This is a genomic window from Bradyrhizobium sp. USDA 4452, from assembly GCF_054063575.1.
This window is the reverse complement of the sequence record NZ_JBSSGK010000001.1, coordinates 5,840,176-5,852,657: the sequence shown is the minus strand read 5'-3', so window position 1 is coordinate 5,852,657 and position 12,482 is coordinate 5,840,176. Positions and strand designations below refer to the sequence as shown.

The 12,482-nt window shown below is 64.6% G+C and carries 10 protein-coding genes; 4 read left to right on the top strand and 6 right to left on the bottom strand.

Annotation, left to right across the window (positions count from 1 at the left end; genetic code table 11):
- Window positions 1-9: 9 nt before the first annotated feature.
- From ACVISU_RS27825 to ACVISU_RS27815, 3 genes are all read right to left on the bottom strand, one after another.
- Window positions 10-1,134, bottom strand: coding sequence for a Re/Si-specific NAD(P)(+) transhydrogenase subunit alpha (locus ACVISU_RS27825; protein ID WP_456708987.1), 1,125 nt, complete (start codon window positions 1,132-1,134; stop codon window positions 10-12).
- Between the two features lie 143 nt (window positions 1,135-1,277).
- Entirely contained in the window at window positions 1,278-1,430 is a 153-nt protein-coding gene (locus tag ACVISU_RS27820; RefSeq protein ID WP_021078552.1) for an aa3-type cytochrome c oxidase subunit IV, read from the bottom strand.
- 219 nt (window positions 1,431-1,649) lie between these two features.
- Window positions 1,650-3,494, bottom strand: a complete 1,845-nt coding sequence (locus tag ACVISU_RS27815) for a M3 family oligoendopeptidase (RefSeq protein ID WP_456710910.1) — start codon at window positions 3,492-3,494, stop codon at window positions 1,650-1,652.
- On the opposite strand from ACVISU_RS27815, the gene ACVISU_RS27810 reads away from it, so the two are divergent.
- From ACVISU_RS27810 to ACVISU_RS27795, 4 genes are all read left to right on the top strand, one after another.
- Window positions 3,418-3,693 (top strand): pentapeptide repeat-containing protein, encoded by a 276-nt coding sequence (locus tag ACVISU_RS27810; protein ID WP_456710909.1) that lies wholly within the window; start codon window positions 3,418-3,420, stop codon window positions 3,691-3,693. The genes ACVISU_RS27815 and ACVISU_RS27810 overlap by 77 nt on opposite strands.
- Window positions 3,694-3,784: 91 nt before the next feature.
- Window positions 3,785-5,275 (top strand): sigma-54-dependent transcriptional regulator, encoded by a 1,491-nt coding sequence (locus tag ACVISU_RS27805; RefSeq protein ID WP_456708986.1) that lies wholly within the window; start codon window positions 3,785-3,787, stop codon window positions 5,273-5,275.
- Window positions 5,276-5,581: 306 nt separating this feature from the next.
- On the top strand, window positions 5,582-7,804 hold the full coding sequence (locus ACVISU_RS27800; RefSeq protein ID WP_456708985.1) for a L,D-transpeptidase scaffold domain-containing protein: 2,223 nt from the start codon (window positions 5,582-5,584) through the stop codon (window positions 7,802-7,804).
- A 264-nt stretch (window positions 7,805-8,068) separates the two neighbouring features.
- Window positions 8,069-9,667, top strand: coding sequence for a DUF882 domain-containing protein (locus ACVISU_RS27795; RefSeq protein WP_063695538.1), 1,599 nt, complete (start codon window positions 8,069-8,071; stop codon window positions 9,665-9,667).
- Window positions 9,668-9,698: 31 nt separating this feature from the next.
- Here ACVISU_RS27795 and ACVISU_RS27790 read toward each other — a convergent pair whose 3' ends face one another.
- From ACVISU_RS27790 to ACVISU_RS27780, 3 genes are all read right to left on the bottom strand, one after another.
- Window positions 9,699-11,462, bottom strand: coding sequence for an adenylate/guanylate cyclase domain-containing protein (locus tag ACVISU_RS27790; RefSeq protein WP_456708984.1), 1,764 nt, complete (start codon window positions 11,460-11,462; stop codon window positions 9,699-9,701).
- A gap of 125 nt (window positions 11,463-11,587) precedes the next feature.
- A complete protein-coding gene (locus tag ACVISU_RS27785; protein ID WP_029085502.1) occupies window positions 11,588-11,860 on the bottom strand; it encodes a DUF2312 domain-containing protein in 273 nt (90 codons plus the stop codon).
- Between the two features lie 175 nt (window positions 11,861-12,035).
- Window positions 12,036-12,338 (bottom strand): DUF1244 domain-containing protein, encoded by a 303-nt coding sequence (locus ACVISU_RS27780; protein WP_050404479.1) that lies wholly within the window; start codon window positions 12,336-12,338, stop codon window positions 12,036-12,038.
- Window positions 12,339-12,482: the final 144 nt, after the last annotated feature.

The window sequence follows — 12,482 nt, the reverse complement described above, 5'->3', positions numbered from 1 at the left end:
CTTCTCTCCTTACTTCGGCTGGAAGTTGGGATGGATGACGGCGCCGTCTTTGGTCAGCGCGGTGGCCTTCACCAGCTCGTCGTCCCAATTGACCGCGAGCGCCTTATTGGCCTTGTCGACCATCGTCTCGATGAACGAGAACAGATTGCGCGCGTAGAGGCTCGAGGCCGAGGCGGCGACACGGCCGGCGACATTGGTGTAGCCGACGATCTTGACGCCGTCGGTCTCGACCACCTCTCCCGCCTTAGCGCCCTCGACATTGCCGCCGCGCTCGACCGCGAGATCGACCAGTACCGAGCCGGGCTTCATCGACTTCACCATCTCGCCCGAGACGAGTTTTGGCGCCGGACGGCCCGGGATCAGCGCGGTGGTGATCACGATATCCTGCTTCTTGATGTGCTCGGCGGTCAGCGCGGCCTGCTTGGCCTGATACTCTTTCGACATCTCCTTGGCGTAGCCGCCAGCGGTCTGCGCGTTCTTGAACTCCTCGTCCTCGACCGCGAGGAACTTGGCGCCGAGCGATTCGACCTGCTCCTTGGTGGCGGGCCGTACGTCGGTCGCGGTAACGACCGCGCCGAGGCGGCGGGCGGTCGCGATCGCCTGCAGGCCGGCGACGCCGACGCCCATCACGAACACTTTTGCGGCCGGCACGGTGCCGGCGGCGGTCATCATCATCGGAAAGGCGCGGCCGAACGCTTCGGCGCCCTCGATCACCGCGCGATAGCCGGCGAGATTAGCCTGCGAGGACAACACGTCCATCACCTGGGCGCGGGTGATGCGCGGCATCAGCTCCATCGCGAACGCCGACACGCCGGCATCGGCCATCGCCTTCAGCGCGGCCTCGTTGCCGTAGGGGTCCATGATCGCGATCACCAGCGCACCGCGCTTGTATTTCGAAAGCTCGGAGGCTTCGGGCCGCTTCACCTTGATGATGATGTCGGCATCCTTGAGCGCGTCGGCGCTGACGGTGGCGCCCGCCGCGGTCAGCTCCGAATCGGGCAGGCCCGACTTGATGCCCGCGCCCGGCTCGACCGCGACCTCGGCGCCGAGCGCCTTGAACTTCTTGATGGTATCGGGCGAAACCGCAACCCGCGGCTCGGACGCATCGATTTCCTTGGCAACGGCGATCTTCATGGGCCCTCCGGCGGCGCAAGCGGCGCACGCGTCTTCAAACTAGCGTTATTTTCGCCAGATTTGATACCCGGTTTTTACATCCGGGTTCGACAGGAATTCCGGCATCGCCGCGGGACGGCGACGCCGCTAGCTGATCTCGAGGATCAGACCAGGAAATAGGCCATCAAGGCGAGGAGGATGGCGACGCTGATGGTGCCCCATTTGACCAGCATGAGAAACCCTTCATAGGTCTGCTCGTGCGCCACGTAATCGTTGCCGTCGGCGGTCGTATAGGCCACTTCGCTATGGTCTGCCATTGCTGTCCCCAGTCAGAAATTCGCGTTCTGCGAGCCATTACCGCAAACGGGTTGGCAGAGCAACGGCGTGGTCCCGATCGGGCGATTTGAAGCACAAATCGTCCTCGATCCAGACCCGAGCGGCGGCCACGGACGGAATAGTGCTCCCAAACGCGGGCTTCACAGAACGATCATACCGCCAGGCGCAAAAACGCCCCTGGCGCGGAAATCCGATGGGCCTCAGCCCATCGTCTCTAGCTCATCGATCATGCCGGCGATGACGGACAGGCCGCCGTCCCAGAATTTCGGGTCCTTGGCGTCGAGCCCGAACGGCCGCAGCAGCTCGGAATAATGCTTGGTGCCGCCGGCAGCGAGCATGTCGAGATAGCGCTCGGCGAAACCCTCGGATGCGTGCTCGTAGACCGCGTAGAGCGAATTCACCAGGCAGTCACCGAATGCATAGGCGTAGACGTAGAACGGCGAATGGATGAAGTGCGGGATGTACATCCAGAACGTCTCGTAGCCCGGCTTGATCTCGATCGCTGGCCCGAGGCTCTCGCCCTGCACGCTGAGCCAGAGCTGGCCGATCCGCTCGGCGGTCAACTCGCCATTCTTGCGCTCGGTATGAACCGCCCGCTCGAATGAATAGAACGCGATCTGCCGCACCACGGTGTTGATCATGTCCTCGACCTTGCCCGCGAGCAGCGCCTGGCGCTGCTTGGCGTTCTTGGTCTGGGACAATAGCCGCTTGAAGGTCAGCATCTCGCCGAACACGCTCGCGGTTTCCGCCAGCGTCAGCGGCGTCGGCGCCATCAGCGCGCCGTTCTTCGCTGCCAGCACCTGATGCACGCCATGGCCGAGCTCGTGCGCCAGCGTCATCACGTCGCGCGGCTTGCCCTGATAGTTCATCAGCACATAGGGATGCGCCGACGGCGTGGTCGGATGCGAGAACGCGCCGGGCGCCTTGCCGGGACGGACCGGCGCGTCGATCCAGCGATCATCGAAGAAGCGCTCCGCGATCTCGGCCATCTTCGGCGAGAAGCCGTTATAGGCCGACAGCACCATGTTGCGCGCCTCCGGCCAGGCGATGGTACCGGTCGCCGCGAACGGCAGCGGCGCGTTGCGGTCCCAGTGCGGCAGCTTCTTCTTTTTGAACCAGCCGGCCTTCAGCGCATAGTAGCGGTGCGACAGCTTCGGATAGGCCGCGCGCACCGAGGCGACCAGCGCATCGACCACCTCGCGCTCGACACGGTTGTTGAGATGGCGGGAATCCGCGATATCCTGGAAGCCGCGCCAGCGGTCGGAGATTTCCTTGTCCTTGGCGAGCGTATTGGTGATCAGCGCGAAGGTGCGTTCATTGTCCTTGAAGGTCTTGGCGAGCGCCTGCGCCGCCGACTTGCGCTTGTCGCCGGCCTTGTCCTGCAACAGGTTCAGCGTCGGCTCGATCGCAAGCTCCTTGCCCATGACCTTGAAGCGCAGGCTGGAGATGGTCTGGTCGAACAGCCGGTTCCAAGCGGAGTAGCCGCTCTGCGCCTTTTCATGGAACAGCTGCTCGACACGATCCTCGAGCTGGTACGGCTTGTCCTTGCGCAGATCCTCGATCCACGGCCGGTAATGGCCGAGCGCGGGTTCGGCCATCGCGCGCTCGATCACGTCATCGTCAACCCGGTTGAGCTCGAGCGAGAAGAACAGCAGATGCACCGAGGCGGCCGTCAGCCGTTCGGAGATGTCGCCGTAGAATTTCGAGATCGCCGGATCGATGCTGTCGCCGGCATGGACCAGGCCGGCAAAGGAGCCGAGACGGCCGGCTAGATCGTCGATCGCCTCATAGCGCCTGATCGCCTCGGCCAGCCACTTTCCGCCGCCTTCCTTGCCGGTATTTTCGGCAAGCTTGCCCTTGTAGTCGGTCTCAAACGCGACGCAATCTGCATCCATTTTCTGCAAATCGCGCGCAACTTCCGGCGCGTCGATACCGGAGTAGAGATCTGCCAGATTCCATTCCGGAAGCTTGCCGGTCTTGCCGGCTGCCGGTTTCACCGCCGGGCTGGCTGCGGCCGGCTTGCGTTGCGCGGCCGTCTTGCGCAGCGCGGCTTCCTTGCGGAGAGCGGACTTGCCGAGAGCGGACTTGCCGGGAGCGGACTTGCTGAGAGCGGACTTGCCGAGAGCGGACTTGCCGGGAGCGGACTTGCTGAGAGCGGACTTGGGGGACGCAGTTTTAGAGCGCGAGGTCATCTTGTTCGTAACCTTAACTTCAGTCGGAAAGATGTCGGCGGCGGCGGAATGAAAGCGGGTTTGCAAGGTTTAAGAGTGCGTTAATCGGCATCGGCGACATTGCCCCGATTCGAGACAGATAAACGTAGCGTGCGGGGAAAACCATGGCTGCCACCATTTTGATCGCCGATGATGACGCCGTACAGCGTCGTTTGGTTGAAAACATGGTGCAGAAGTGCGGCTATGAGCCCCTCGTCGTGGACAGCGGCGACGCGGCGATAGCAGCCCTGACCGCATCCGAGACGCAGGCGATCGATGCCGTCGTGCTCGACCTCGTGATGCCGGGCCTCGACGGTCTCGGAGTCCTCGCAAAAATTCGTGAAGCTGGTTTGAACGTCCCGGTCATCGTGCAGACCGCGCATGGCGGCATCGACAATGTGGTGTCGGCGATGCGCGCCGGCGCCCAGGATTTCGTCGTCAAGCCGGTCGGCTTCGAGCGGCTGCAGGTGTCGCTGCGCAACGCCCTCAACGCGTCGGCGCTGAAGGGCGAATTGCAGCGCATCCGCCACAGCCGCGAGGGCCGGCTGACCTTCTCCGACATCATCACCCGCAGCGAGGCGATGGCCGGCGTGCTGCGCACGGCGCAGAAAGCCGCATCCTCGACCATCCCGGTGCTGATCGAGGGCGAATCCGGCGTCGGCAAGGAACTGTTCGCGCGCGCCATCCACGGCAGCAGCGAGCGCAAGGCCAAGCCGTTCGTCGCGGTGAACTGCGGCGCGATCCCGGACAATCTGGTCGAATCGATCCTGTTCGGCCATGAGAAGGGCGCCTTCACCGGCGCCACCGAGCGTCACCAGGGCAAGTTCGTCGAGGCCCATGGCGGCACGCTGTTCCTCGACGAGGTCGGCGAATTGCCGCTGGCTACGCAAGTAAAACTGCTGCGGGCGCTGCAGGAAGGCACCGTCGAGGCCGTCGGCGGCCGCAAGCCGGTCAAGGTCGATGTCCGGATCATCTCGGCGACCAACCGCAAGCTGCTCGATCTGGTGAAGGCCGGCCAGTTTCGCGAGGACCTGTTCTATCGCCTGCACGTGCTGCCGCTTACCATTCCGGCGCTGCGGCAACGGCGCGAAGATATCCCGCATCTGCTGCGGCATTTCCTGGCGCGATTCTGCGCCGAGGAGAACCGCAACATCACCGGCATCAGCGGCGATGCGATGGCGCATCTGGCGCAGCTCGATTGGCCGGGCAACATCCGCCAGCTCGAGAATACGGTCTATCGCGCCGTTGTCATGAGCGACGGCGACCAGCTCGGGCTCGCCGACTTCCCGCATGGAACGACGCAGCCGGTGTCGGAGGGCAAATCGTTGCAGGGCGAGCCGCTGGTGGTGTCGCCGTCCACAGCCCCCGCCATGATCTCAGGTAATGAAATACCTTCAGCCCCTGCCTTGCCGACTGCGGGTGGACTCTCGATGCTCACGGCAGCAGGCGAGGTGCGCCCGCTAGAAGATCTCGAGAACGAGATCATCCGGTTCGCGATTTCGCATTACCGCGGCCAGATGTCCGAGGTCGCGCGTCGTCTCAAGATCGGCCGCTCGACGCTCTACCGCAAGCTCGACGAAGCTGCGGCGGGCACCCGGACAAGCGAGGCTACCTAGCCCTGAGGCCGACAGGGCCATACCAGGGAACCTTTTGAACCGTGTCGTGGCGGTGACAGACAAAGGCTGTGCCGCGTGGCAAAAACGCACGGCCCGAGCGAAATCAGCCGCTTCGAGGTCAGTTTGTCGTGAGTTGCCCCGCATGGCGCTGGCTGCATAAGAGGGGCAAATGTATCGTCTGCGTCAATTGCGTGCAGGCGTACGAGTCGCTTGAGAGGCCGGCGCTTCCGCGCAAGCTATGAAACCGAATACCGATTTGAACTGTTCCGGAATCTTAAGGGGCAGTTCCACCCAGGGGGTGCGAAAATGCGTGACTGTTCGAACAACCGTCGAGGATTTGACCGCGTCCTGATGGCCGTCGCGGCGACCTTCCTCACGGTGTCCGCGAGCTCGGCCTTCGCGCAGGACACGCCCCGCTCCAATGCCTCGGAACTCGCGATCGATGCCGCGATCCCGCGCCCCGAACCGGCCAACGTGCCGCCGCCGACCGCAAGCGATTTCAAGGCCGACACCACCGCCGCGGTCCCCGATGCAGCCAAGCCGGCGGACGTGAAGCCCGCCGAGGTGCAGGCCACCGAAGCCAAGCCTGTGGATGCGAAGCCTGTCGATGCAAAGCCGGCCGATGTCGTCACCGCGCCGGCGACCAAGCCCGCAGATGCGCCGAAGACCGATACCACGGTCGCGCCGGCCGCGGCCACACCCGCCCCTGCAACCGCAACGGCGCCCGCCGCAACTCTGGCTCCCGCAACGGCGGCGGCTCCGGCTGCTGAGCCCGCGAAGGCTGCCAGCAACGTTGCCGCCGAGGATCAGCCGGTCGCCGACAAGCTGCGCGAGCAGCTCGCCAGCAAGTCTCTTCGCACCTTCGATCGCAAGAATGAGCGCGCTGCGGCCGAGAAGTTCTACTCGGCCCGCGACTACGCACCGGTCTTCACCAAGGCCGGCAAGCTGACCGACACCGGCAAGGGCGTCATCGCCCGCCTGAAGGATGCGGCCGCCGACGGCCTCGATGCGTCAGACTATCCGGTGCCGGATTTCACTGCTGCGACGACGCCCGATGCGCTGGCCGACGCCGAGCTGAAGCTCGCCGCCAGCGTGCTGGACTATGCTCGCCAGGCGCAGAGCGGCCGCATGCACTGGTCGCAGGTGTCGGCGGACATCCTCTATCCGGAGCACCCGATCGATCCGGCGGAAGTGTTCGCCAACGTGACCTCGGCCAAGGACGCCTCGGCCGCGCTCGACGGCTACAACCCGCCGCAGAAGCTTTACAAGGAGCTGAAGAAAAAGCTCGCCGAACTGCGCGGCCAGGGCGAGGGCCCGGTGATCACGATCGCCGACGGTCCCACGCTGAGATACGTCCCTGCACGGAAGAAGCAGGCCGCGGTCGAGATGGACGATCCGCGCGTGCCGGACCTGCGCAACAAGCTCGGCATCACCGAGGATACCGACAGCACCAAGTATGACGCGACGGTCGCGCGCGCAGTTGAGAAATTCCAGAGCAGCGTCGATCTAAAGCCGACCGGCGTGCTCGACGAACGCACGGTGAAGGCGCTGAACAACCCGAAGCGCGACCGCCAGATCGACACCGTGATCGTCAACATGGAGCGCTGGCGCTGGCTGCCGCGCCAGCTCGGCGCCGCCAGTGTCGGCAATGCCTATGTGATCCTCAACATTCCCGACTACACGCTGAAGGTGATGCAGAACGGCGCGCAGGTCTGGACCACGCGCGTCGTCACTGGCAAGCCCGGCCAGCACGCCACACCGCTTCTGACCGAGACGATGAAGTACATCACCGTCAATCCGACCTGGAACGTGCCGCCGTCGATCATCTACAACGAGTATCTGCCGGCCCTGCAGCAGGATCCGACGGTGCTGCAGCGCATGGGCCTGAAGCTCGAGCGCAACCGTGACGGCTCGATCCACGTCTCGCAGCCGCCCGGCGAAGCCAACGCGCTCGGCCGCATCCGCTTCAATTTCCCGAACAAGTTCCTGGTCTATCAGCACGACACGCCGGACAAGTACCTGTTCGCCAAGGATGAGCGCGCCTTCAGCCACGGCTGCATGCGCGTGCAGAATCCGGATCAGTACGCGTCCGTGCTGCTCAACATCACCGAGCCGAACCAGCACTACACGCCGGAGCGGATCCGCAGCATGTACGGCTCGAGCGAAGTCGATCTGAAATTCCCGACGCCGATCCCGGTCAACATCACCTACCAGACCGCGTTCGTGGACGATGCCGGCAAATTGCAAATCCGCAGGGACATCTACGGCCGCGACGCCACCATGCTGTCGCTGCTCAGGAACGGCCGCGGCAAGGATCTTGAAACCGTGGTGGCGCACGCCCAGCCGAGCTACGCGCGGCCGTCGAGCAGCAGCCTGCCCCCGGGCGTCAACGTTGCCGGTGACAACAGGGGCTTTGGCTCCTCCGGACCGAACTTCTTCGAGCGCCTGTTCGGTGGATTCGGCCAGCCGGAGCCGCAGCCGGTCCGCCGCGGCCAGGCCCAGCAGCAGCGCCGGGTCATCACTCGCTAGACTGCCTCTCCGCCCGATTGCGATAAATATTGAAGTAAAATCAACGATCTCGCTCAAAAAGCGAGATCGTTTACGTTAACCATTTGCCATGGCGTCGGAGGAACAGGGCTATCTTTTGCCACACTCCCCCAGTTAGTTAAGCCCAACTTGGGGGCGGGTCGGTAAACCTCGGTTAACCCTCCCGCTTTAAGAAAGCGTTCACCGTCTTCCGCAGGGGGTCTGCGAGGATGCCGACCGAACGCTCGTCGACTGGGTGGGCTCATAGTGCTGGCTGTTTTCGCACGCCGCTACAAACCGCTGTCGCTGCCTAAGGCCGGATATCAAGTCGGCCTGACCGCGCTATTGCTGTTGGCGGGCGCCGGCTCGGTGCACGACGCGACTGCGCTGAACCAGACCCGCACCCTCTCCTTCCACCACACCCACTCCGGCGAAGACCTCACCGTCACCTTCAAGCGCGATGGCCGCTACGATGAAGCCGCGCTGAAGCAGCTCAATCACTTCCTGCGCGACTGGCGTTCCCAGGACGAGACGGTGATGGACCGTCATTTGTTCGACATCCTCTGGGAAGTCTACAGCGACGTCGGCGGCAAGCAGCCGATCCAGATCATCTCCGCCTATCGCGCCCCTGCCACCAACGCCATGCTCCGCCGCCGCTCCTCAGGCGTTGCGCGCCACAGCCAGCACATGCTGGGACATGCGATGGACTTCTTCATTCCGGGCGTGCCGCTCGAGCAGATCCGCTTCGCCGGTCTGCGGCTGCAGCGCGGCGGCGTCGGCTTCTATCCGACCTCGGGCTCGCCGTTCGTGCATCTCGACACCGGCAGCATCCGGCACTGGCCGCGGATGACCCGCGAGCAGCTGGTCCGGGTGTTCCCGGATGGCCGCACCGTCCATGTCCCGACCGACGGCACGCCGCTGAAGGGCTATGAACTCGCCAAGGCCGACATCGAACGCCGCGGCAATGGCGACGATGCTGCGACCATCAGCAAGCCGACCCTCTTCGCCAAGCTGTTCGGGGCCGGCAAGTCGGGTGACGATGAGGACGAAGGCGCGGCCGCCGTGAACGACAGGCCCGCCGCCCCGACCGTGGTTGCGGCAGCAGCGCCCGCCAAATCCGCCGAGCCCGTTCCGCTGCCGCGCGCCAAGCCGCAGCAGTTCGCCGCCGCGATCCAGCTCGCGGCCGCCGACGCGCAGCTCGTCCCGATGCCGAAGGCGAAACCGGCCGTGCAGGTGGTGCAGACCGCCGAGAACACCGAGCCGCAATCGCCCGCCGACATCATCAATGCCCGCGGCTTCTGGGGTGACGAGTCGGCAGCGCCGAAGCAGGCGTCGGCCGCGCAGATCGCCGCGCTGAAGGCGCGTGAGGCGGTCGGCGGCGCCGATCCGCAGACCACTGCCAGCACGACTGACAACTTCAACAAGGCGCTCGCCTATGCGCCGGCTGCGTCCTCACCGGTCGATCGCGCCAATATCGTCGCTGCCACCGCACCGATCCCGCGCAATGTGCGCCCGACGCGCAATGCGGCAGCGCCGGCCACCGAAATCAACACCGTGATCGCGAAGGGCACGCCTGGCCAGGGCGTGATCACGACGTCGGCGCGGATCTCTGCCGCCAAGGGCAACGACATCTGGATGCGCGTCGTGATGCTGGCGCCGAGCGCGAGCAGCGGCATGCTGACCACGGTGCTTGGCGACACCGACATGAATATGATGCGGCAGCATTTCGTGAAGCCGCAGGCCGCCGTCGCCATGACCTTCTCGGAAGATCCGATGATGGGCATGACCTGCGATCGCTTCTCGGGCTCGGCGACCGCGCTGCTGACCACCCAGTCCTTCGTGCTGCGCACCGCCTCGCTGCGCTGAACCTCCTCGACAACATCACTTCAGCAGCCATTTAAGCCGGCAGCCCTGCCTTGAGCAGGCCGGCCTCGTAGCGCGCCCGGTCGGGCTCGCGCCTGTAGTGCTGGGTTGCCAGATGCGCTGCGACCGAGAAGCTCGGCTCGCGCTTCAGCACCTCGGTCGCATGGGCCGAGGCCGCCACCGAATTGCCCATCTGCGCCAGGGTCGCGGCGAGGAAGGCGTGATGGCTGTGGTCGGGCCGCGTGATCCGCGAGAACGCCTCGGCCGCATCGGCATATTTCTCGGCGCAATAGCAGGCGCGGCCGAGATGGCTCCAGAACCGCTCCGGATGGAACGGATTGAGGCGCATCGCCCGCTTGATCCAGTCGATGCCCTCCTCCGGCCGCCCGAGCCAGGTCAGGAGCTCGCCCTGCTGCACGACGACCAGGTCGTAGTTCGGATTGAGCGCAAGCGCGCGCTCCTGATGGAAGGCCGCCTTGTCGTGGTCGCCGCGGTTGAGGTTCAGCGCAGCGAGGATCCGGTGCACGTCGCTGTCGTTGTCGTCGAGCCTGAGCGCGATCTCAAGCTCGGCGGCGACCTGCGCGAAGGTCGCGTCGCGGTCGTCGCACCAATTGTAGACCCAGGTCTGGCCGAGCACGCAGGCCCGCCAGGCGTGCGCATGGGCGTAGTTGGGATCGAGCACGATGGCCCGCTCGAGCAGGCGCTGCGCTTCCGCATTGTCGTCGCGCGCCGAGCGGTGATGCAGCACCTTGGCGGCGAGCACGCACTCGTAGGCCGCCATGTTGTCGGTCGGCTTGCGCTTGACGCGGTCATGGGCGGCGGCCTCGACACGGCCCGGCAAGGTCGCCACGATCGCACGGGTCATCTCGTCCTGGATGGCGAAGATGTCGGCAAGCTCGCGGTCGTAGCGCTCGGCCCAGACGTGCCGGTCCGCCTCGGCATCGATCAGTTGCACCGTGACGCGGATCCGGCCGCCCGCCTTGCGCACGCTGCCCTCCAGCACATAGTCGACGGCGAATTCCTTCGCCACGTCCTGCACCTTCACCGCCTTGCCCTTGTACACGAAGGTCGAGTTGCGCGAGATCACCAGCAGATCGTGGAAGCGCGACAGTTCGGTGATGATGTCCTCGGTGAGACCGTCGGCGAAGAATTCCTGCTCGGGATCGCCGCTCATATTGACCAGCGGCAACACGGCGATCGAGGGCTTCTTGGCGACGACAGGGACGGCGGCCACGCTCGGATGGTCGGTTGCGGAACTGGCGCACGATTCGAGATGGATGCGGAAAACCCGGATCGGGCGCGCGATGTTCTTGACGATCTGGTCGCCGAGATCCTCGAAGCTCAGATCCTCGAGGCGATCGCCGACTTGATCACGGACCGCACCGGAAATGCAGATGCCGCCGGGTTCGGCCAGCGTCTCCAGACGCGACGCGACATTGACGCCGTCGCCGAAGATATCGGCACCGTCCACAATCACGTCGCCGAGATTGATGCCGATACGAAACTGCATCCAGCGCGCCGGCGCGACGTCGGCATTGCGCCTGGCCATCCTGCTCTGGACCTCGGCCGCGCACAGCACAGCCTCGACCACGCTGTGGAATTCGACCAGCAGGCCGTCGCCGGTGGTCTTGATGATGCGGCCGCGATTTTTGCTGATGGCCGGATCGATCAGCTCGATCCGATGGGTCTTGAGGCGCGCAAGGGTGCCCGTCTCGTCAGCCTCCATCAGGCGGCTAAAGCCGACCATGTCGGCGGCGAGGACCGCAGCGAGCCGACGCTCTGGTCCTGGCACGTCCATCTGAACGATCTGCCCGGTTACCTCACCGGCAGACTAGCAAATCCGGGGATGTCACCCAAGCCTCGCCGGAGGCCTGGGCGAGTTACCCCGGGCGGGCCCTTGACGAGCCAGAGCGGCCCGCCGCCTCAGAGCATCCCCAGCGCCTGCATATAGGTCTCCAGGATGGTTTCCTGCTCCTGGCGCTCGTTGGCATCCTGCTTGCGCAGGCGCACGATGGTGCGCAGCGCCTTGACGTCGAAGCCGTTGCCCTTGGCTTCGGCATAGACGTCGCGGATATCGTCCGAGATGGTCTTCTTTTCCTCTTCCAGCCGCTCGATGCGCTCGATGATGGACTTGAGCTGGTCCTTGGCAAATCGCGTTGCGGGTTCATCCTGAACGGCGGCAGACGTGGTGGCCATCGCGTACTCCTGAAATGGCAATGAAATGTCGCGCGAATACGCGCCACGCGCACCGCTTGTTGCGGGCGACCCTCAATTTTGGAGCACGTCCCGTCAAGGAAACATCGCGCTCATCCACAGCGCGCCCACAGGAGATGCGGACGACCACGGAACTGGCGTCACATTAGATCGGGAATTAATGCCCGGTTTGGGCCTTCTTCATCGCCGCAAGTTGATCCGGCGTCGCGCTGCCCTGATACTTCGCCTTCCACTCCTCATAGGGCATGCCGTAGACGGCCTCGCGGCTCTCGTCCTTGCTCACCGCAAGGCCCTTGGCGTCGGCCTCTTCCTTCAACCAGTTGGACAGGCAATTGCGGCAGAAGCCGGCAAGATTCATCAGGTCGATGTTCTGCACATCGGTCCGGTTGCGGAGATGATCGACGAGGCGCCGGAACACCGCGGCCTCAAGTTCTGTTCTGGTTTTGGCGTCAATGCTCATGATCGTGATCCCGGTGTGATGCGCTCACCATATTGATATCAGGTAGGAATTGTCACAGATTTTGCCATATCGACGCGCAATACGGACCAGTCCGGCCACACTGGCCACGGTCCCGCAGCGTGTGGGGACGGGCGCCCGCCCGTT

Excerpts from the sequence above, each read along its gene's own strand:
- ACVISU_RS27790 (WP_456708984.1), bottom strand. The coding sequence starts at position 11,462 with ATGGACGTGCCAGGACCAGAGCGTCGGCTCGCTGCGGTCCTCGCCGCC.
- ACVISU_RS27780 (WP_050404479.1), bottom strand. The coding sequence starts at position 12,338 with ATGAGCATTGACGCCAAAACCAGAACAGAACTTGAGGCCGCGGTGTTC.
- ACVISU_RS27825 (WP_456708987.1), bottom strand. The coding sequence starts at position 1,134 with ATGAAGATCGCCGTTGCCAAGGAAATCGATGCGTCCGAGCCGCGGGTT.
- ACVISU_RS27785 (WP_029085502.1), bottom strand. The coding sequence starts at position 11,860 with ATGGCCACCACGTCTGCCGCCGTTCAGGATGAACCCGCAACGCGATTT.
- ACVISU_RS27820 (WP_021078552.1), bottom strand. The coding sequence starts at position 1,430 with ATGGCAGACCATAGCGAAGTGGCCTATACGACCGCCGACGGCAACGAT.
- ACVISU_RS27805 (WP_456708986.1), top strand. The coding sequence starts at position 3,785 with ATGGCTGCCACCATTTTGATCGCCGATGATGACGCCGTACAGCGTCGT.
- ACVISU_RS27800 (WP_456708985.1), top strand. The coding sequence starts at position 5,582 with ATGCGTGACTGTTCGAACAACCGTCGAGGATTTGACCGCGTCCTGATG.